The sequence below is a fragment of the Stenotrophomonas sp. 86428_Sma genome, assembly GCF_056481585.1.
Genome location: NZ_CM151156.1, coordinates 4151313 through 4171198 on the forward strand (window position 1 = coordinate 4151313; position 19886 = coordinate 4171198).

General features: G+C 67.6%; 18 protein-coding genes. 11 read left to right on the top strand and 7 right to left on the bottom strand.

Annotated elements, in window-relative coordinates; translation table 11 throughout:
• Positions 1 to 138: 138 nt before the first annotated feature.
• On the top strand, positions 139 to 2436 hold the full coding sequence (locus ACZK3J_RS19050; protein WP_478476175.1) for a TonB-dependent receptor: 2298 nt from the start codon (positions 139 to 141) through the stop codon (positions 2434 to 2436).
• A gap of 423 nt (positions 2437 to 2859) precedes the next feature.
• Here ACZK3J_RS19050 and ACZK3J_RS19055 read toward each other — a convergent pair whose 3' ends face one another.
• Complete coding sequence (locus tag ACZK3J_RS19055; RefSeq protein ID WP_478476176.1) at positions 2860 to 4113, bottom strand: flavohemoglobin expression-modulating QEGLA motif protein; 1254 nt, start codon at positions 4111 to 4113, stop codon at positions 2860 to 2862.
• Positions 4114 to 4399: 286 nt separating this feature from the next.
• Positions 4400 to 5509 carry a ribosome small subunit-dependent GTPase A gene (gene rsgA, locus ACZK3J_RS19060; RefSeq protein ID WP_032129866.1) on the bottom strand — a complete coding sequence of 370 codons (1110 nt, stop codon included), beginning with the start codon at positions 5507 to 5509 and terminating at the stop codon, positions 4400 to 4402.
• A gap of 114 nt (positions 5510 to 5623) precedes the next feature.
• Between rsgA and ACZK3J_RS19065 the strand changes: the two genes are divergently transcribed.
• The 3 genes from ACZK3J_RS19065 to ACZK3J_RS19075 are packed head-to-tail and all read left to right on the top strand — an operon-like array spanning position 5624 to position 8240.
• A complete protein-coding gene (locus ACZK3J_RS19065) occupies positions 5624 to 6898 on the top strand; it encodes a pyridoxal phosphate-dependent aminotransferase (protein WP_049463664.1) in 1275 nt (424 codons plus the stop codon).
• 3 nt (positions 6899 to 6901) lie between these two features.
• Positions 6902 to 7519: an SGNH/GDSL hydrolase family protein gene (locus tag ACZK3J_RS19070; RefSeq protein ID WP_149908650.1), complete on the top strand. Its 618-nt coding sequence runs from the start codon at positions 6902 to 6904 to the stop codon at positions 7517 to 7519.
• Positions 7520 to 7523: 4 nt separating this feature from the next.
• On the top strand, positions 7524 to 8240 hold the full coding sequence (locus ACZK3J_RS19075) for a class I SAM-dependent methyltransferase (protein WP_149908651.1): 717 nt from the start codon (positions 7524 to 7526) through the stop codon (positions 8238 to 8240).
• A 68-nt stretch (positions 8241 to 8308) separates the two neighbouring features.
• Here the strand turns inward: ACZK3J_RS19075 and ACZK3J_RS19080 are convergent, their stop codons facing one another.
• Positions 8309 to 9088: a polysaccharide deacetylase family protein gene (locus ACZK3J_RS19080; protein WP_478476177.1), complete on the bottom strand. Its 780-nt coding sequence runs from the start codon at positions 9086 to 9088 to the stop codon at positions 8309 to 8311.
• Positions 9089 to 9147: 59 nt separating this feature from the next.
• Here ACZK3J_RS19080 and grxD point away from each other — a divergent pair, with 59 nt between their 5' ends.
• The gene (gene grxD / locus ACZK3J_RS19085) at positions 9148 to 10074 is read left to right on the top strand and encodes a Grx4 family monothiol glutaredoxin (RefSeq protein ID WP_149908652.1); all 927 of its coding nucleotides are present in this window, start codon (positions 9148 to 9150) and stop codon (positions 10072 to 10074) included.
• Positions 10075 to 10151: 77 nt separating this feature from the next.
• Here the strand turns inward: grxD and ACZK3J_RS19090 are convergent, their stop codons facing one another.
• Complete coding sequence (locus ACZK3J_RS19090) at positions 10152 to 10691, bottom strand: DUF924 family protein (protein WP_006384394.1); 540 nt, start codon at positions 10689 to 10691, stop codon at positions 10152 to 10154.
• A gap of 43 nt (positions 10692 to 10734) precedes the next feature.
• Positions 10735 to 11511, bottom strand: coding sequence for an AMP nucleosidase (locus tag ACZK3J_RS19095; protein WP_005414446.1), 777 nt, complete (start codon positions 11509 to 11511; stop codon positions 10735 to 10737).
• 151 nt (positions 11512 to 11662) lie between these two features.
• Here ACZK3J_RS19095 and ACZK3J_RS19100 point away from each other — a divergent pair, with 151 nt between their 5' ends.
• The 6 genes from ACZK3J_RS19100 (at position 11663) to ACZK3J_RS19125 (ending at position 17249) form a co-directional block, all read left to right on the top strand.
• The gene (locus ACZK3J_RS19100; protein ID WP_277779168.1) at positions 11663 to 13072 is read left to right on the top strand and encodes an amidohydrolase; all 1410 of its coding nucleotides are present in this window, start codon (positions 11663 to 11665) and stop codon (positions 13070 to 13072) included.
• Positions 13072 to 14334, top strand: a complete 1263-nt coding sequence (locus ACZK3J_RS19105; protein WP_149908653.1) for an amidohydrolase family protein — start codon at positions 13072 to 13074, stop codon at positions 14332 to 14334. The genes ACZK3J_RS19100 and ACZK3J_RS19105 overlap by 1 nt, the downstream gene beginning before the upstream one ends.
• 20 nt (positions 14335 to 14354) lie before the next feature.
• A complete protein-coding gene (locus ACZK3J_RS19110; protein ID WP_049400251.1) occupies positions 14355 to 14987 on the top strand; it encodes a 2-hydroxychromene-2-carboxylate isomerase in 633 nt (210 codons plus the stop codon).
• A gap of 95 nt (positions 14988 to 15082) precedes the next feature.
• Positions 15083 to 16024 (top strand): DegV family protein, encoded by a 942-nt coding sequence (locus ACZK3J_RS19115; RefSeq protein WP_277779167.1) that lies wholly within the window; start codon positions 15083 to 15085, stop codon positions 16022 to 16024.
• A 77-nt stretch (positions 16025 to 16101) separates the two neighbouring features.
• Positions 16102 to 16440, top strand: a complete 339-nt coding sequence (locus ACZK3J_RS19120; RefSeq protein ID WP_005410998.1) for a hypothetical protein — start codon at positions 16102 to 16104, stop codon at positions 16438 to 16440.
• 245 nt (positions 16441 to 16685) lie between these two features.
• Positions 16686 to 17249, top strand: coding sequence for a DUF3916 domain-containing protein (locus ACZK3J_RS19125; protein ID WP_014038449.1), 564 nt, complete (start codon positions 16686 to 16688; stop codon positions 17247 to 17249).
• Positions 17250 to 17393: 144 nt separating this feature from the next.
• On the opposite strand, the gene ACZK3J_RS19130 is transcribed toward ACZK3J_RS19125, so the two are convergent.
• Both ACZK3J_RS19130 and ACZK3J_RS19135 read right to left on the bottom strand, forming a co-directional pair.
• Positions 17394 to 18806, bottom strand: a complete 1413-nt coding sequence (locus ACZK3J_RS19130) for an efflux transporter outer membrane subunit (RefSeq protein WP_049462471.1) — start codon at positions 18804 to 18806, stop codon at positions 17394 to 17396.
• Positions 18803 to 19885: an HlyD family secretion protein gene (locus tag ACZK3J_RS19135; RefSeq protein ID WP_277779166.1), complete on the bottom strand. Its 1083-nt coding sequence runs from the start codon at positions 19883 to 19885 to the stop codon at positions 18803 to 18805. The genes ACZK3J_RS19130 and ACZK3J_RS19135 overlap by 4 nt, the downstream gene beginning before the upstream one ends.
• Position 19886: the final 1 nt, after the last annotated feature.

A 19886-nucleotide genomic window follows, 5' to 3' on the forward strand; every position in this document is an offset into this window, starting at 1 on the left:
ACGAACAGGTTGCAGGACGCACACCACTGCCCTGCACCGTTCGTTGGTTTTTCGTAAAGAAGGTTTCATGTTCCGTTCGCATAGTGGCCATGCACCGCGCACCCGTGCCGGTGACCACCCCCAATGCAACGGACCACCATGCAGACCCGACACCTGACGATCGCCGTGGCGATCGCGCTTTCCGCCGCCGCCAGCGCCCATGCTGCCACCGCCGCCGATACCGGCGCCAGCACCGATGCCGCGCTGAGCGCGCAGACGCTGGATACCGTCTCCGTGATCGGCCAGGGCGAGACCCGCCAGGTGCAGCGCATCACCGCCGTCGACAAGCAGGTGCTGCCGCCGGGCACCAGCGGCCAGAAGATCCTCGATCGCCTGCCGGGCGTGTCGGTGCAGTCCAACGACGCCTTCGGTGCCAACGAGGAATCGCAGACCATCAGCCTGCGTGGCTTCGACAAGAGCCGCCTGGGCTACACGCTGGACGGCATCCCGCTGGGCGACAACAGCTACGGCAACTACAACGGCCTGAGCATCGCCCGCGCGATCATCGCCGAGAACCTGGCCGGTGCCGAGCTGTCGCAGGGCATCGGTTCGCTGGGCGTGGCCTCGACCAGCAACCTGGGCGGCACCATCCAGTACTTCTCGATGGACCCGTCCACCGAATTCGGCGGTCGCGCCAGCGTCACCGTTGGCGACAACAGCCAGCGCCGTGGCTACCTGCGCGTGGATACCGGCGACATCAACGGCTTCTCGGCCTACGTGTCCGGCGTGCACCAGGACCAGGACATGTGGGCTGCGCCGTACCAGAACCAGACCACCCGCCAGTTCAACGCCAAGGCGGTGTGGAACGTGGGCGACCATCGTTTCGGTGCGTTCGTGGCCACCTCGCGCGCCAGCCAGGCCAACTACGCCTACCTGTCCAAGGACATGCTGGCACGTGGCCTGGGCTGGGATTGGAACATCTATGCACCGGACTGGGATCGCGCCGTCGCCGCCGCGTACTGCGCGCCGGGCACCTACAACAAGGCGCGCTGCGCATTCAGCGGCGGCGTCAACAGCATCGACGATGCGTACTACCAGAGCCGTGCGCTGCGCGACGACAACCTGTATTCGGTGGATGCCGACCTGCGCCTGGGTGAGCAGGGTCGCCTGAAGCTGCTGGCATATCACCACGACAACCGTGGCCAGGGCCACTGGTGGGCACCGGGCCAGCCGTCCTACCCGGGCACCGACAAGATGCTGCCGATTTCGATCCGCAGCACCAACTACACGATCAACCGCGATGGCCTGACCGCCGCGCTGTCGTGGACGGTGGGCATCCACGAACTGGAAGCCGGCCTGTGGTACGAGCAGAACGACCATAACGTTTCGCGCAACTTCTACTACATCAGCGGCCCGTTCCTGGACGACCTGTACCTGAAGAACCCGGACCGCCTGCTGTTCAACCAGGACTTCGACATCCGCACGCGCCAGTTCTACGTGCAGGACCGCATGCGCTTCCTGGACCAGCGCCTGACCGTGGACGTGGGCATCAAGAGCCCGAACACCCGCATGCGCGCCACCGCCAACCCGGGCGTGGAAACCAGCATCGCCTCAGGCACGCTGACTGCCAAGGAATCGGTGCTGCCGCAGCTGGGCCTGGGCTTCAAGCTCAACGCCAACAACGAGCTGTTCGCCTCGTATGCCGAAAACATCGCCGCCTTCGTCGGCGGTGGCAGCGGCGGCCCGCTGCAGGTGTCGCCGGAATCGTTCGCGGCCAGTGCCGGGCTGGAGCCGGAGAAGTCCAAGAGCCTGGAAGCCGGCTTCCGTACCTTCGGCGAGAAGTACCAGGCGTCGATCGCGGGCTACAACGTGAAGTTCGACAACCGCTTGCTGTCGCTGAACCCGTGCTCGAGCATCGAAGTCGGCACGCGTCCGGAGTGCGTGACGCGCTTCATCAACGTCGGTTCGGTGAAGAGCTACGGCGCGGAACTGACCTTCATCCTCAAGCCGATCGATGGCCTGCAGTGGTACAACGCGCTGTCCTGGAACAAGACCACCTACGAGGACGACTACCTGTCCGGCGGCGCGGTAGTGCCGGTGGCCGGCAAGATCACCGTGGATACGCCGCAGCGCATGGCCTCCAGTGAAATCAGCTGGAACCGCGATGGCTTCTTCGCCAGCCTGCGTGCCAAGTACACCGGCAAGCGCTACTACACCTACACCAATGACCAGTCGGTGCCGGGCGTGACCACCTTCGACGCCGGCGCGGGCTACGACTTCGGCCCCGGCCTGGGCCTGCGCAACGTGCGGGTGTCGTTGAATGCGACCAACCTGACCAACAAGCGCTATGCCGGCCAGCTGAGTTCGTTCGCACCGACTGATCCGAAGGGCACGCGTTATGCGATCCATGCGAGCGCACCGCGGCAGTTGTTCATTACGGTGGCGGCGGAGTTCTAAGTCAGAAGCGGGCGCTGCGGCGCATCAGTACCGCAGCGGGGCGAGGTGGGACGGGCCGAGGCAGGACACGCCGCAAGTACGTCCCTGTAGGCTCGGTCGGCGCATCCATGCGCCTCACGGTCCTGCCTCGGCCCGTCCCACCGCGCTCGACAATTTCCTGCGCCGGCGCGGAGGCAATGAAAAGCAAAAGCAAAGAGCCGGGCATTGCCCGGCTCTTTGCTTTTCAAGCGCAATCCCTCTGGTGGACCTGCTACCGCGCCCGCAGGAAACTGTCTGGAGGAGGCGGGGCACCCTGGCCAGGACCGTTGGCGCCATGGATGGCGCCATCGAGCACCATGGAGGGGTTTTTGCGTGTCCTGGCCAGGGTGCCCCGCCTCCTCCCCACCGATAGCAGGCAGGCGCTGGAGGATCCGCCAACGCATTTCATTCCGGCGCCAGCTGGTCCATCCGTATCCGGTTGGCGAACAGCGAGAACGCCAGCATCCCGGCCAGGCCATTCGCCCGGCTCACCCAATGCGGCAGCCAGCGCGGCGGCTTCAGCACCCCCGCGTCGAACAACGGCGCGAACGCGATCGCATCGGTCAGGCTCATCTTGCCCGCGAACAACCAACGGCAGACCTGCAACCGGTCCTCGGCCAGCATGTGGCGGAAGAACGTGTGCACCGACACCAGGCCGCGCAGGTACACCGTGTCCTTGGTGAAGGCCAGGCCGCCACTCGGCGGCACGCCACGGAACACGCGCTGTGCCGAGGCGAAGCTCTCCTCCGCGTTCTGCCCGGCATCGCAGAAATAGCGGAACACTTCGATGAAATCGGCACCTTCGCGGGCCATCGCAATCGCTTCGGTGCGCAGGCTGATGCGCTTGAGGCGCTCGATGTCGATGCTGCCGGTGATCTGCTCGGCGAAGGTGGCCAGCCCTTCCTGGGTGGCCGTCACCCGCGGCGAGGACAGTGCCAGGCTCGGCAGCACCGGCTGCTCGCGGCCGTTCAGGGCGGTCAGCGAATGCACCAGCGCTTCATGGTGGAACAGCTGCGCGCGGTCGTAGGCACTGAAGCGCGCACTAGTGCGCAGGCGGATGCGGGTCGGGCCGGCGGCGGCCTTGGACACCAGCTCCGGATCGAGCTGTACCTGGATGATGCGCGATTCGAAGAACGCGTCCAGATCGTTCTGCAGTTGCAGTTGCAGCGCGATGGCCGAGACCGGCACCTGTTCTTCCGGCGCCAGCAGTTCGTGGTCCAGTTCGGCGGCGATCTGGATGAAGTGGCGTGCAGCCTCACGCGTACTCGGGCCATTGCCCGGCAGCGGCTGCTCGGGGGCGCCGAACAGCTGCACCGAACAGGTATCGACTGCAGCGGTGCCCAGCCCTTCCAGCAGCTGTGCGGCCAGGTCCCAGCTCTGTGCCGACTGCCGCACGTAGTGGCCCAGCGGATGGCTGTCGTCACAGTCGGCGGCGATCGCGGCCAGCGCGCGGCGTTCTTCGCTGAAGTTCAGCTTCGGGTAATCCACCTTCGGCAGTACCGGCTGGCCACGCGCCACGCTGTCCAGGAACGGTGCCTGCACCGTGGCTGGCCAGCTGGTCAGGCCCAGCAGGCGGATGCCTCCCACGGCCTCGACCAGGCGCGCATCGAGCGCTGCATGGTGGGCCACGTCACGGTCCAGCGTCGCAGTCGGTTCCATGCGCGGACTATAGCGCCCTGCCCGCACGTTGGTAGGTGCAATGGATCGGGTAGCTGCCAACCTTGGTTGGCATCCGCTGAAGGCGGACTTCGGATACATCCGTGCCAACCAAGGTTGGCACCTACCAGGAGCGGGCAGAGGCGGGCTTCGGATACATCCGTGCCAACCAAGGTTGGCACCTACCAGGAGCGGGCAGTTGGCATCCACCCGAAGCAGGCAGAGGCGGGTTTCATTGCAGGGGTCAGAGCCCATTGCGGTGCAATGGGATCCGCCCCCGCGATACCGATCAACGCCTGCGCGGCTTGCCTGCCGGGCGGAACTGCTGGCCCTTGCCCTTCTTGCCACCGCGTTCCTGCGCGGTCTCGGCCTGGCGCACCGCCAGCTTGGCGGCAGCGGCGGCCACTTCTTCCTTCAGCTTGAAGTAGTTCAGCAGCCGGCTCTCTTCGATCTCGCCGGCCTCGATCGCTGCACGCACGGCACAGCCCGGTTCCTGCTGGTGCTTGCAGTCGTTGAAACGGCACTGTGCGGCCAGCGCTTCGATGTCCGCGAACCCCCCCTCGGACAGGGTCTCTTCGCCGGTCGGCTTCAGCTCGCGCATGCCCGGGGTGTCGATCAGGCAGGCGCCGGTCGGCAGCGGCATCAGCGCGCGGTGCGTGGTGGTGTGGCGTCCGCGCGAATCGTTGGCGCGCACCGCGTTGGTCTTCATCCGCTGCTCGCCCAGCAGGGTGTTGGTCAGCGTGGACTTGCCGGCACCGGAGGAACCGACCAGCACCACCGTGCGGCCCGGGCCCAGCCACGGCTGCAGCACCGCCACGCTGTCGGCATCCAGGCCGTTGATCGCATGCAGCGCGATGCCCTGCATCTCCAGCTCTTCCAGCACCGCCAGCGCATCCTCGCTGTACTCGGTCTGGTCGGCCTTGGTCAGCACCACCACCGGTTCTGCACCGCCACCACCGACCAGCAGCAGGTAGCGTTCGATGCGGCGCGGATTGAAGTCGGCATCCAGGCCACAGACGATGAACACCGTATCGATGTTGGCGGCGATCACCTGCTGGTGGTAATGCTCGCCGGCCGCACCGCGCTTGATCGCGGTACGCCGCGGCAGCAGGGCGACGATGCGGATGCCATCGAGCAGCACCCAGTCACCCACCGCTGGCCGTTCATGGCTGGGGAAGCGCGGGCGCTGCCATTCCGGCAGCGACTCGGCCTTGATCGACGCATCCGGGCCATCGGCCACCACGTAGTGGGTGCGGTGCTGTTCGATCACCCGTGCCGGGCGGGCCTGCGGATGTGCGGCCATCGCGGCCTGCCAGTCGGCCTGCTGCGCCGGGCCCGGCCAGGGCCAGCCAATGGTCTGCAGGGCGATGAAATCGGGGGTCTGGGTCATCGCCGCCATTCTACCTGTGCCGGCGCCCTGCCAGCCCAGCAATGACGGGCCCGGAGCCCTTGCCATGCATTGCAGCAATTCCGGTAGGATGGAAGCCCCATGCCTTTTGACGGCCCAGCTCCCATGTCCACCAACTCGCCCAAGCCCCTGGCCATCCGCGAGCGCCTTTCCGAAGTGCGCTACGAAATCCGCGGAGAACTGGCGCGGCGAGCCCGGGAGCTGGAGGCGCAGGGCCGCAAGCTGATCAAGCTCAACATCGGCAATCCCGGCGCCTTCGGTTTCCGCGCGCCGGAGCACCTTCAGCGTGCGATCGCCGACGACATGGGCCGCACCGACCCCTACACGCACCAGCAGGGCCTGCCGGTCGCGCGTGAAGCCATCGCCAGCTACTACGCCCGCCGTGGCGCGCCCGATGCGCACCCGGACCGCGTCTTCCTCGGCAATGGCGTCAGCGAACTGATCGACCTGTCGCTGCGTGCGCTGCTCAATCCCGGCGACGAAGTGCTGGTGCCCTCGCCCGACTACCCGCTGTGGTCGGCCTCGACCATCCTCAACGATGGCCGCCCGGTGTACTACCGCTGCGCACCGGAGAACGGCTTCCAGCCGGACCCGAGCGAGATCGAGACGCTGGTTTCCTCGCGCACCCGCGCCATCGTGCTGATCAACCCGAACAACCCCAGCGGCGCCAGCTACCCACGCGAACTGCTGGAGCGCGTGGTGGAGATCGCGCGCCGCCACAACCTGCTGTTGCTGGTTGATGAGATCTACGACCAGATCCTGTACGACGACGCGCTGTTCCAGCCGGTCGCGCCGCTGGCCGGTGATCATCCGTGCCTGACCTTCAGCGGCCTGAGCAAGGTGCACCGCGCCTGCGGCTGGCGCGTGGGCTGGGCCCACCTCAGCGGCGACGATGCCCGCCTGGGTGACTTCCGCGCGGCGCTGGACCTGCTCGGTGCGCTGCGCCTGTGCGCCAACGTGCCGGGCCAGTACGCCATCGAGGCCGCGGTGAACGGCCCGGACACCATTTCCGAGCTGTGCACGCCGGGCGGCCGCCTGTACGAAACCCGCCGTGCGGTGATCGAAGCCTGCGAAGCCAGCGAACACCTGTCGCTGGTCGCGCCGGCCGGTGCGCTGTACGCGTTCCCGGCCGTGGTCGGCGCTGCGGCGAAGGGCTTCGACGACCACAACTTCGCGCTGGACCTGATGAACAACGAGGGCGTGCTGGTGGTGCCGGGCTCGAGCTTCAACGTGCCCTACCGCCACCATTTCCGCGTGACCCTGATGCCGGAAGCCTCGGTGATGCGCGATGTATTCGCGCGCATTGACCGTGCCCTGGCCCGCCGTGCCGAGGACGCGACCAAGGTCGTGCCGCTGAAGCCGCGCCGTTCGGTGGCCTGACCTGTGACCCTGTCCTACCTGGCGCTGGGCGATTCGTACACCATCGGTGAAGCGGTTGCAGTCGAAGGCCGCTGGCCGCACCAGCTGGCCACCGCGCTGCGTGCGCAGGGCATTGAGCTGTCCGATCCGCAGACCATTGCGACCACCGGCTGGACCACCGACGAACTTGATGCAGGCATCGATGCGGCCGCGCCGCAGGGGCCGTTCGATTTCGTCAGCCTGCTGATCGGCGTCAACAACCAGTACCGTGGGCGTCCGCTGGACGAATACCGCAGCCAGTTCCAGGCGCTGCTGCAGCGGGCCATCGGTTTCGCTGGCGGTGATGCCGGCCGCGTGCTGGTGCTGTCCTTTCCCGATTGGGGTGCGACCCCGTTCGGCGCCGGCAGTGGCCGCGACCTGGCCACGATCGAGATCGAGACCGACGAATTCAATGCGGCTGCCGAGGTGATCAGCACCCAGCAGGGCGTGGCCTTCGTCGACATCACCGATATCAGCCGTGACCACGGTGACGACCCGGCGATGATTGCCGAAGACGGCCTGCACCCTTCGGCGCGGATGTACGCGCTGTGGAGCGCGCGCGCCCTGCCGGTGGCCGCGCACCTGCTTGGCGGCACGGACTGAGGCGATGGACGGCACGCCACGGACTGGCACGCCCCTGCCCTGCACGCCCCTGGCGGCCCCGCAAGCCCGCTTGATCGCCGACGCATTCCGGCCGGCGCAGGTCTGGGGCAGCCGCCGCGACTACTACTACACCCGCGGCAAGCTCGGCAGCGATCCGCTGTACGACGGCGTGCTGCAGCATCTGCCTGACGATGGGCAGCCGGTGCTGGACCTGGGCTGCGGGCTGGGCCTGTTCGCCCATGTGCTGCGCCAGCGCGGCGGTACCCAGCATTACCTGGGCGTGGACGTGGATGCCGGCAAGATCACCCGCGCGCAACGTGCTGCCGCCGACCTGCAGGACGTGCGCTTCGACTGCGTGGATGTGCAGGCGCCGCTGCCGGCGCAGGCCGGGCACGTCCTGCTGCTGGACGTGCTTCAGTATCTGGACGCGGGCCCACAGCAGGCCCTGCTGCGCGCGGCCAGCGCGCAGGTGGCCCACGGCGGCTGCCTGTTGCTGCGTACACCGCTGGCCACCGGCGATGGCCGCGACCGCACCACGCGGGTGGCCGACCGGCTGGCCTGGCTGATCGGCTGGATGGGCACACGACCGCGCCACTATCCCGATCCGCAGGTGTTGCAGGCGACATTGATCGAGGCCGGATTGCAGGTGACGTCGCCCCGGCCGCTGCACGGGCGTACCCCGTTCAACAGCTGGCTGCTGGTGGCGCACCGCATCCGGTAGCGCGGGGCCATGCCCGGCGGATTCCATCCATGCCGCTGCGCTCGCCGGGCGCGGCCCGGCGCTACCGGTTATCCGGCCGGCAGCTGCGCCTTCAGCCCGCGCTCGTCCAGCGCCTGCAGCACGCGCTCGATGATCACCAGGTTGTGCCCATGGGCGGCACCTTCGTGCAGCAGCACGATCGCGCCCGGGCACAGGTCTGGCAGCAGCCGTGCCAGCACGCCGTCCGGCGTGCAGCCGACGCCGTCGTAGCCGCGCGCGCTCCAGCCTACCCGGACCAGCCCCAACCGCTGCAGCACCGGCGCCACGAACGGATTGGTCATGCCCACCACCGAGCGGTACCAGCGCACCGGCTGGCCGCTTACCGCCTGCAGGGCATGCTGGCAGCCCTCGATCTCGGCGCGCATCGCCGCCGGGCCCAGCCGCCAGAAGCGTGCCTGCGGATGGCTGTGGCTGTGATTGCCCAGGTCGTGGCCACGGCGCAGGATCTCGGCGACCAGTTCCGGCTGCGCCAGCGCACGTTCGCCCACCAGGAAGAAGGTGGCGCGTGCCTGGTGGCGGTCCAGCAGGTCGAGCACGGCACGGGTTTCCGGACCGGGGCCGTCATCGATGGTCAGCCATACCGTGTTGCCGGCCTCCGGCAGTCGGCTCAGCACCGGCGCATAGAAGCGGCTGTTGGGCAGGAATATCGGCACCATGAACAGCGCGTGGCTGGCCACCATCAGCGGCAGGCCCCATTTCCAGCCTGCCAGTACCCATACCAGGATCACGACCAACTGCGACGCCACCAGCCGGGGCAGCCAGCGCCAGGGCCGGGTCGGGATGCGATGCAATGTTCCTGCGTTGCTCATCCCCCATGATGCCATGAGGGGTAGAATTGATGATTCGAATTCCCGGAAACCCGACGTCCATGTCCCTCGATCCCGCCCTGCGTTCGCGCATCGAATCCATCCTCAACGCCAACCGCGTCGTGCTGTTCATGAAGGGCCAGCCGTCGATGCCGCAGTGCGGTTTCTCGGCCAAGGCCGTGGGCGCCCTGCAGGACCTCGGCGTCGAGTTCGCCCACGTCAATGTGCTGGCCGACCAGGAAATCCGTGAAGGCATCAAGGCCTATGGCGACTGGCCGACCATCCCGCAGCTGTACATCGACGGCGAACTGGTCGGTGGCAGCGACATCGTGCTGCAGATGGCCGCCAGCGGCGAGCTGAGCAGCGTGCTGGGCATGGCCGCACCGGACCGCACCCCGCCGAGCATCACCGTGACCCCGGCCGCCGTGGAAATGCTCAAGGGCGCGCTGGCCGATGCCCCGGGCGCTGCCCTGCAGCTGAGCATCGACGCCGGCTTCCAGCCGAACTTCCAGCTGGCCCCGCACGACGAAGGCGCGATCGCTGCCGAGTCCAACGGCCTGCGCGTGCAGTTCGACCTGACCAGCGCGCGTCGCGCCAACGGCATCACCATCGACTGGGTCGACGACATCCGCGGCAAGGGCCTGGCCATCGACAATCCGAACGCACCCAAGCCGGTGCAGGAAATCAGCGTGCGTGATGCCGATGACCTGGTGCGTGCCGGCAACATCACCCTGGTGGACGTGCGCCCGGCCGACGAGCGCGAGATCGCTGCCGTGGGCGTGCCGTTCAAGAGTTTCGACGGCAACGGCCGTGCGGAGCTGGAGGCCCTGCCCAAGGACACCGCACTGGCGTTCATGTGCCACCACGGTGGCCGCAGCGCGCAGGCCGCCGAGCAGTTCCGCGCCCTGGGCTTCACCAAGGTGTTCAACGTCACCGGCGGCATCAACGCCTGGTCGGAAGACGTCGACAACGGCGTGCCGAAGTACTGATCGGCACTGAAAAAGGGGACGGAGGGGATTAAGTCGTTTGTGCCTCAAACGACTTAATCCCCTCCGTCCCCTTTTTCTTAGCCGGCGAACCCGCCTTCGGCCAGGTAATCCAGTTCTTCCGGCGTGGGGATGCGGCCCAGCACGGCGTTGCGATGCGGGAAGCGCCCGAAACGGCGGATGATGTCGCGGTGCAGTTCGGCGTACTGCAGGTATTCCTTGTCACCCAGCACGTCGAACATCGCCACCGAGCGGTCCTGGTCCAGCGGATCCTCGGAGTGCTCGAACGGCAGGTAGATGAAGGCGCGCAGCTTCGGCACCAGCTGCAGGTCCAGGCCCTCCTCGATGGCACGCATGGCGTAATGCCGGGCCAGGCCATCGGTGGCGTAGGAATGGGCAGTGCCCCGGAAACAGTTGCGCGGGAACTGGTCCAGCAGCAGCATCAGGGCCAGCGCCCCTTCGGCACTGCCCAGCCAATGCTCGCGCCCGCGCGAAGCGGCGGCGAAATGCTCATCCAGAAACAACTGGCGGAACTGCGCGTCGAACGCGTCGTCGCGGGCGAACCACTTCGCAGGGCCCGCCTCCTTCCAGAATTCCACCACTTGCGCGGCAACGTCCATTACCTACTCCCAGGCCCGGACGCCCCGCGCCCGGTCTTCATCATCATTCGTCGAAGCGCAGGTGGCGGACCGACTTGCCGTTGCGCCGGATAAGCTTAAGCGCCTCGATGCCGATCTGGATATGGTTTTCCACGAACTGGGAGCTGACCTTGGCATCGGAGGCCTCGGTCTTGACCCCGTCCGGGATCATCGGCTGGTCCGAAACCAGCAGCAGCGCGCCGCTGGGGATGTGGTTGGCGAAGCCGGCGGCGAACACCGTGGCCGTTTCCATGTCGATGGCCATGCAGCGCATTGCCCGCAGCCGCTCCTTGAAGGCCTCGTCGTGCTCCCAGACCCGGCGGTTGGTGGTGTAGACGGTGCCGGTCCAGTAATCGTGGCCGAGGTCGCGGATCATGGTTGAAACCGCACGCTGCAGCGCGAAGGCCGGCAGCGCCGGTACTTCCGGCGGCAGGTAGTCGCCCGAGGTACCCTCGCCGCGGATCGCCGCGATCGGCAGCACCAGGTCGCCCAGCTGGTTCTTGCGCTTGAGACCACCGCACTTGCCCAGGAACAGCACCGCCTTGGGCATCACCGCCGACAGCAGGTCCATGATGATCGCGGCATTGGGACTGCCCATGCCGAAGTTGATCATGGTGATGCCATCGATGGTGGCACTGGCCATCGGCCGGTCCAGGCCGATGACCGGCGCGCCGGTCAGCTCGGAGAACGTATGCAGGTAGCCGCCGAAGTTGGTCAGCAGAATGTGCTGGCCGAACTGGTCCAGCGGTACGCCGGTATAGCGCGGCAGCCAGTTGTCGACGATTTCCTGCTTGCTCTTCATGGGCAGTCCGGTACGGCGGGGGACCGGGTATTTTCAGCCACCCGGCCGGTGCCGTCGAGCCACCGTCGACAGGCCTGTGAAGAAGGTCACTTGGCAAGCCCGCCGCCTCCGGGCTAGCGTCGACGGTTGGACCAGCTGCAAGGGGAACTGCATGGCATCGACGTTGTTGCGCGCCGGGGTAGCCCTGGCACTGCTTTCATTGAGCACGGCTCCGGCGGTGGGCGCCTCGCGCTTCGTCGCCGATCCCTACCCCAGCACCTACCAGGCGCATCCCGATGCGCCGGTGCTGATCCAGAACGCCACCGTGCTGACCGGCACCGGCCAGCGCCTGGACAATGCCGACGTGCTGCTGCGCGAGGGCCGCATCGTCGCCGTTGGCCGCCAGCTGCAGGCCGATGCCGGTGTCACCCGCATCGATGCGCAGGGCAAGTGGGTCACCCCTGGCCTGATCGACGTGCACTCGCACCTGGGCGTGTACCCCAGCCCCGGCGTCGGCGCGCACAGCGACGGCAACGAGATGACCGCACCGGTCACCGCTAACGTCTGGGCCGAACACTCGGTGTGGCCGCAGGACCCGGGCTTCGCCACTGCGCTGGCCGGCGGCGTGACCAGCATGCAGGTGCTGCCGGGCTCGGCCAACCTGGTGGGTGGCCGCGGCGTGACCCTCAAGAACGTACCCGCGGTGACCTACCAGGCGATGAAGTTCCCCGGTGCACCGTGGGGCCTGAAGATGGCCTGCGGCGAGAACCCCAAGCGCGTCTATGGCGAAGGCAAGGGCGTGACCCCAGCCACGCGCATGGGCAACGTGGCCGGCTACCGCGCCGCCTTCATCGATGCCGCCGACTACATCGCCAAGAACAAGCCGAAGCCGGCCAAGCGCAAGGGCTGGTTCGGCAGCGACAAGGGCGACAGCGCCGGTGATGCCGGCGGCAAGCGCGATCTCAAGCTGGACACGCTGGCCGGTGCGATCGAAGGCGACATCCGCGTGCACATCCACTGCTACCGCGCCGACGAAATGGCCACCATGCTCGATCTGGCCAAGGAATTCGGTTTCAAGGTCGCTGCGTTCCACCACGGCGTGGAGGCCTACAAGCTGGCCGACCGGCTGGCCGCCGACGGCGTCTGCGGTGCGCTGTGGGCCGACTGGTGGGGCTTCAAGATGGAAGCCTTCGACGGCATCCCGGAGAACATCGCGCTGGTCGACCGGCCGAAGAGCAGCTGCGCCATCGTCCACTCCGACTCACCCGAAGGCATCCAGCGCCTGAACCAGGAAGCGGCCAAGGTGATGGCGTCCGCGCGCCGCGCGCGCATGCCGGAGATCACGCCCGAACATGCCATCACCTGGATGACCGCCAACGCCGCCAAGGCACTGGGCATTGAAGGCCAGACCGGCACCCTGGAGGCCGGCAAGATGGCCGATGTGGTGGTCTGGAACGGCAATCCCTTCAGCTCGTACGCGCTGGCCGAGCAGGTCTTCATTGATGGCCGCAGGTTGTACGACCGCAGTGCACCGGCAGCGACGCCGCGTTCCGATTTCCAGCTTGGCCAGGAGGTGCGCTGATGGGCGTGTTGAACAAGCGTCGCCGGGCATGGCCCGGCGCTACCGTGGTGGCGTTGCTGTTGCTGGCAACCACGGCATCGGCGCAGGACCTGCTGGTGCGCAACGCAACGGTGCACACCGCCAGCGCACGTGGCAGCCTGCAGAACGCCGATGTGCTGGTGCAGGGCGGCATCATCCGCGCGGTGGGCAACGGCCTGTCGGCGCCGGCCGGCGCCAGCGTGGTCGAGGCCAATGGCCGTCCCCTGACACCGGCACTGTTCGGTGGCATCACCGAGACTGGCATCGAAGAAGTTTCCGGTGAATCGAGCACGGTGGACAGTTCTCTGAAGCTCGGTGAGCAGCCACTGCGGCCGGAATTCGACGTCACCCTCGCCTACAACCCGGCCTCAGTGCTGATTCCGGTCACGCGGCTGGAAGGCATCGGCTTCACTGCGCTGGGCGCTGCCACCGGCGGTGGTTTCGTGGCCGGCCAGGGCGGCGTGATGCGGCTCGATGGCAGCGCCGATCCGATCGGCCCGCGTGCCCTGTTCCTGCGCATCGGCGCGGCCGCCTCCGAACTGACCGGGCATTCGCGCGCCGCGCAATGGATGCTGTTGCAGCAGATGATCGACGAAGCACGCGGACAGGTGGCTGCGGACTCGCCGCACGCGCTGCTGACGCCAGCCGGACGCCGCACACTCAGTCGCTACCTGGCCGGCCAGGGCCGCATCGTGGTGGAGGTGGATCGCGCCTCCGATATCCGCCAGCTGCTGCGCTGGGCCACCCGCGAAAAGGTGAAGATCGCCATCGCCGGTGCCAGCGAAGCCTGGCAGGTAGCCCCAGAGCTGGCCGCTGCGCACGTACCGGTGTTCGTCGACGTGCTGGCCAACCTGCCGGCCAGCTTCGACCAGATCGGCGCCACCCTGGAAAACGCCGCGCGCCTGCAGCGTGCCGGCGTGCCGGTGTCGTTCGTGCAGCGCGGCGACGCCACCCACAACGCGCGCAAGATGCGCCAGCTGGCCGGCAACGCGGTGGCCAACGGCCTGCCGTGGGCCGATGGCCTGGCCGGGCTGACCCGGGTGCCTGCACAGGCGTTTGGGGTGGCCGACCAGATCGGCAGCATCGAGCCCGGCAAGCGCGCCGACCTGGTGCTGTGGGAGGGCGATCCGCTGGACGTGGCGCACTATGCCGAGCAGGTCTGGCTGGGCGGCCGTGCGATGCCGATGCGCTCACGCCAGACTGAACTGCGTGACCGCTACCTGCAGCGCAACGCGCAGCCCTGACCGCACACGAGGACACACCGATGGCGACACTGCGCTGGTACTTCGACCTCATCTCGCCCTACTCCTACCTGCACTGGCAGAAGCTGAAGCAGCTGCCGCAGTTCGCGCAGATCCAGACCGTGCCGATCGCCTTCGGTGCGGTGCTGCATCACCTTGGCAATCTCGGTCCGGCGGAGATTCCGGCCAAGCGGCGCTTCATCTACCGCCAACTGTTGTGGACCGCGCAGGCCGAGGGCACACCGCTGCGATTCCCGCCCGGCCATCCGTTCAACCCGCTGCCCGCCCTGCGCCTGTGCCTGGCCGCGGGTGCCAGCGTGCAGGCGGTGGACGTCCTGTTCGACTGGATCTGGCGCGACGGCAACGCGGCCGACAGCCCTGACGCCCTGCGCGAACCGGCCGCACAGCTGGGTATTGACGATGTCGCCAGCGCCATCGCCGACCCGGCGGTGAAGGAGCAGCTGCGCCGTAACACCGAGGCCGCAATTGGCGCCGGGGTGTTCGGTGTGCCGACCCTGGCTATCGATGAGGAGCTGTTCTGGGGCAACGACGCGCACCCGCTGATGGCTGCCGTTCTGGCCGATCCTGACCTGCTGCGGCAGCCCGAATGGCTGCGCCTGGCCACCCTGCCGGTGGCGGTGCAGCGCAGTCGCTGAACAGGGCGTGGCGCGTTTCCCTCGCGCGCCTGGCTGGGATTTGAGATAGATTTCACGTTTCCGAACCTACAACCGCCCTGGAGGGGGAGCCGCGGATGCGCATCGGAATCGTCGTCGACTCGGCCTGCGACCTGCCGCCGGACTTCATCGCCACCCACAACATCGTGCTGCTGCCGATCACCGTACGCATCGGCGAAGCGGTGCTGGCCGATCATCGCGATGAACAGGCCACCCTGAGCTTCCTGCACGCGCACGTGGCCGAACACGGCGCCGAGGCGGAAACCATTCCCTTCAGTGTCAACCAGATCCGCGACCTGTTCCTGCAGCAGCTGGTGATCGATTACGACCACGTGTTCTGCATGACCATCACCAAGACCCGCAGCCCGATCCACGACAACGCGCTGCAGGCCAGCTTCGCCATCCTCAACGACTACAAGCCGGTGCGCCAGGCGGCAGGCTACAACTCACCGTTCGCGCTGCGCGTGCTCGATACCCAGAACCTGTTCGCCGCGCAGGCGGTTACGGCGGTGGAAGCCGTGCGCCTGCGCGAGAGCAACGCCAGCGTGCAGCAGATCCGCGAGCGGCTGGAGGAACTGGCCGGCAACGTGCACGGCTACATGGTCACCCGTGACCTGTACTACATGCGTGCGCGCGCACGGCACAAGGGCGACCGCAGTGTCGGCCTGCTCAGTGCGGCGCTGGGCAGCGCGCTGGACATCAAGCCGGTGCTGCACGGCTACCGCGGCGAAACCGGGTCGGTGGCCAAGATCAAGGGATTCGACAATGCCGTGCAGAAGCTGTTCGCGGTGGTCGGCCAGCGCGTACGTGCCGGACTGATGACGCCGACGGTGTGCGTCAGCTACGGCGGAGAACTGGACGAGCTGCGTGCCCTGCCCGGCTACGCACAGCTGAAAGAGGTCTGCGCCACCCATGGCGTGACCGTGTACGAATCGGTGATGAGCCTGACCGGCATGGTCAACGTCGGCAAGGGCGCGGTCACCGTAGGCTTCGCCGATGGGCCGCATCGGTTCGAATGAGCGCTGGCCACGGCCGGAATCTGCACATCGATTCCACTGCGGTTGTGCCAGTCTTGCCGCACTTCAAGGAGAACTCCATGCCTGCGCAGTACCACATCAGCCTGCCCGACCCGTCCAAGGCCCGCGGCAATGACCCTGACCTGTCCTTCCACTCGCAGGGCGCCGCCGGTTTCGCCGAAGAGCTGCAGGATGCCCTGCGCAGCGGCACGCTGTTCGAGCGCTGGAAGGCCAAGCAGCCCGACCCGGACGCGGTGGAACCGCAGTGGGGCGTGACCGATCCGGAGGCCACCGTGACCGGCGAGCAGAAGGACCTGCGCATCAACCTGGTCGCCACCACCCGCATCGACAGTGACGTGTTCAAGCAGCGCCTGCGCCTGCTGGCCGGCAGCCACTGGGAACTGCGCGACGTGCGTTGAGGCACCCGCCCGCCGGGCATGGCCCGGCGCTACCGTGCCCGTGTCGTGATCGACCCGGTGCCGATGACCATGCTCTGGTAGACGCCAACCTTGGTTGGCGCTTGCACAAACGGCTGCCAACCAAGGTTGGCCACTACTGACGCGCCGCCGGACATGGCCCTGCGCTTCCGAGGGCTGCTCCGGTAGATGCCAACCTCGGTTGGCGCTTTCCAACCCGCCGCGCATGTGGCTGGCACACTGTGGGAATGAGAAACAGAGATGCCATCACCCGGCCGGGTACGCGCGGCGAGAAGAAGCTGCGCGATGCCCCACGCCGACTACGCGACCTGCAGCATTGGGCTGACTGCTTCAGTGGTGCGTTTCCCTCGCCAGAGGAGTTGGGCAGTCAAGCTCGCTACTGGAACTACAAGGTTCCGACCCGAGCCGGTCTGATCGAAGGCCCGGCCACCACCCTGAGAATCCAGCGTGCCTGTGCCCAATCGCTCATCAGCGCCTGCGCAAATCTGATCCAGTCGCGGCCCGCTTCACAAGCTACTGTGCGGGTAACCTGCTGCATCGCCCAGCCAGGGATGTTCTCCAGCGAGATTTGCCTTTACCTGGACGAAGCGTACTTCCAGGGCCACGTCGCCTCGACAGCGGATGGCCAGGTCACCGCCATCACCTCGCGCAGTCTTTCCGCCGAATGGCAGCTCGTCCTACCCCAAGGCGTTGAGGAGCGAGGTGTGCAGGTCAGCATTCCTCCCACCGACCACGATGACGGTCTGGAACAGGAATACTGGTTTTACGGCGAGGTAGCGGACCGGCGTTGATGCGTCCACCGGGTCCACAGCACGTGGCCCGGCGCACGACGGGCTCTGGTAGACGCCACCCTTGGTTGGCGCTCCAAAAAAACTGCCAACCAAGGTTGGCAACTACCGACGAACCGCCGGGCATGGCCCGGCGTTTCCCTATCGCTACCAGCCTCCGCCCAGCGCGCGGTACAGCTCTACACGCGCGATCGCGGCGGTGGCCTGGCTGTTGGCCAGCGCGGCCTGGTTGTCCAGTGCGATGCGCTGGGTGGTCAGCACGTCCAGCATGTCGACCACGCCGGCCTGGTACTGCCGGCGCGCCGCCCCCAGTGCCGTCTCGCTCTCATCCACCGCCACGTGCAGCTGCACCGTGCGCTGCTGCTCGGCACTGTAGCCATCCATGGCGTCATCCACTTCGTGCCATGCCTGCAGCACGGTACGGCGGAACTGCAGCGCCGACTGTTGCTGCTGCAGCCTGCTCAGCGCGAGGTTGGCCTTCAGCCGCCCGCCCTGGAAGATCGGTACGCTGATGGACGGCCCGATGCTGAAGCGGTGCGCGTTCCAGCCATCCAGATCATCCAGCTGCTTGGCCTGGAACCCAGCGTCGCCATTCAAGGTGATGCGCGGCAGGAAACTGGCCTTGGCCACGCCGATGCCGGCCGTTGCCGCATGCAGTGCCGCTTCGGCACGACGGATGTCCGGGCGACGCTCGGCCAGTTCGCTGGGCAACCCCACCGCTACGGCCGGCAACGCCGGCCAGTCACGGCGTGCATCCTGCAGCTGCGCGTCCAGCGCCTGCGGCGGCTGCGCCAGCAGGAACGCCAGCGCATTGCGCAGCTGCGATTCACGATGCCGCAGCGGCGCGATGCGGGCCTGCAGCGATGCCACCTGCGCGGACGCGCTGGACACCTGCAGCGTGCTGGCCACGCCCTGCTGCTGGCGTGCCTCGGTCAGGCGCTTCATGTCGTGGGCGATGCTGAGGTTGTCCTCGGTGATCGCCAGCAGCTGCCGCGTCGCACGCAGCTGCAGGTAATCACGCGCGGTTTCCGCCAGCAGCGCGATGCGCACCGCATGTGCATCCTCCTCGGCCATCTGCACGCGTGCGTCGGCCGCTTCCACCTGGCGGCGCACACGCCCCCACAGGTCCAGCTCCCAGCTCAACCCGATGCCGGCCTGGAACAGCCCGTAGTCATCACGGCCGCCGTTGCCGGACGGATCATTCAGGCCCACCTCGCTGTTGCGTGCACGCACGCCACTGGCGCTCGCGCTGACGCTGGGCAGGCGATCGGCGGCGGTGATGCCGCGTGCAGCACGGCTCTGCTGCACGCGGTTGGCCGCCAGCTGCAGGTCCAGGTTGGCCGCCAGCACCTGGTTGGCCAGCTGCCCCAGCAGCGGATCGTCGAAACCGGCCCACCAGGCCGCGTCCTGGTCGATGGCGTTGCCGGCGACGGCCTCACCCTGCCAGTGGCTGGGCAGTTCCGCCTGCGGGCGTACGAAGTCCGGCCCCATCGTGCAGGCAGCCAAGGCCGTGCACAGGCTGGCCGCAACGAAGGTGCGGAACACGGTGACTGCGCTCATGCGCCCTCCCCGCTCTTGTGGCCCGGACTGTGCTGCACGCTCTGCGCGCGGGCGCGGCTGCCCAGGTCAACACTGGCTTCCACCGACATGCCGGCACGCAGCTGGTCCAGCAGCGGCTGGCCCGGCTCCAGCACGATCTTCACCGGAATGCGCTGCACCACCTTGGTGAAGTTGCCGGTGGCGTTCTCTGGTGCGACTGCAGCAAAGGTGACGCCGGTGGCTGGTGCAATGCTGTCGATGTGCCCGCGCAGCGGCTTGCCCGGGAATACGTCCACCTTCAGTTCGACCTGCTGGCCGGCCTGCATGCGGGTCATCTGCGTTTCCTGGAAGTTGGCGACCACGAAGGCGCGCTTCAGCGGTACCACCGCAGCCACCGGCGTACCCGGGGTCAGGTAGGCGCCCACGCGTACCGCACGGCGGCCGACCATGCCGTCGATCGGCGCGCGCAGCACGGTGTGCGACAGGTCCAGTTCGGCACGCGCCTGCGCCGCTTCTGCACGCTGTACCGCCGCCTGTGCGGCCTGCACGCCAGCGCTGAGGATGTCGGTGCGCTGGCGTGCGGTCGACAGCGCGGCCTGGCCCTGCTGCAGGTGCGCACTGGCCACGGCCTGCTTCGACTGCGCCTGCTGCGCGTTCTGCACCGTACCGGCGCCATCACGGGCCAGTTCGCGGTAACGCTGCTGGTCGGCGCTGGCCAGGGTCAGTTCGGAACGGCTGACATCGACACTGGCCCTGGCCTGTTCGATCAGCGAGTCCTGCTGGGCCAGTGCGGCCTGCGCGTTGGCCAGCTGTGCACGGGCATTGGCGAGGTCGGCACGGGCCGCCTGCAGGGCCACCTGGTAGTCGCGGTCGTCGATGCGGGCAAGCACGTCGCCCGCCTTCACCGACTGGTTGTCCTCGACTTCCACAGCACTGACGAAGCCGGGAATCTTCGGCGCTACCAGGGTGTAGTCGGCCACCACGTACGCATTGTTGGTGGTCTGGTGGCCGCCATCGCGCAGCAGCAGCCACGCGCCGACGGCCAGGGCCAGCACGCCCAGGCCCAGGCCGGTGTTGAGGGTGGTTCGATTGATCGTCATG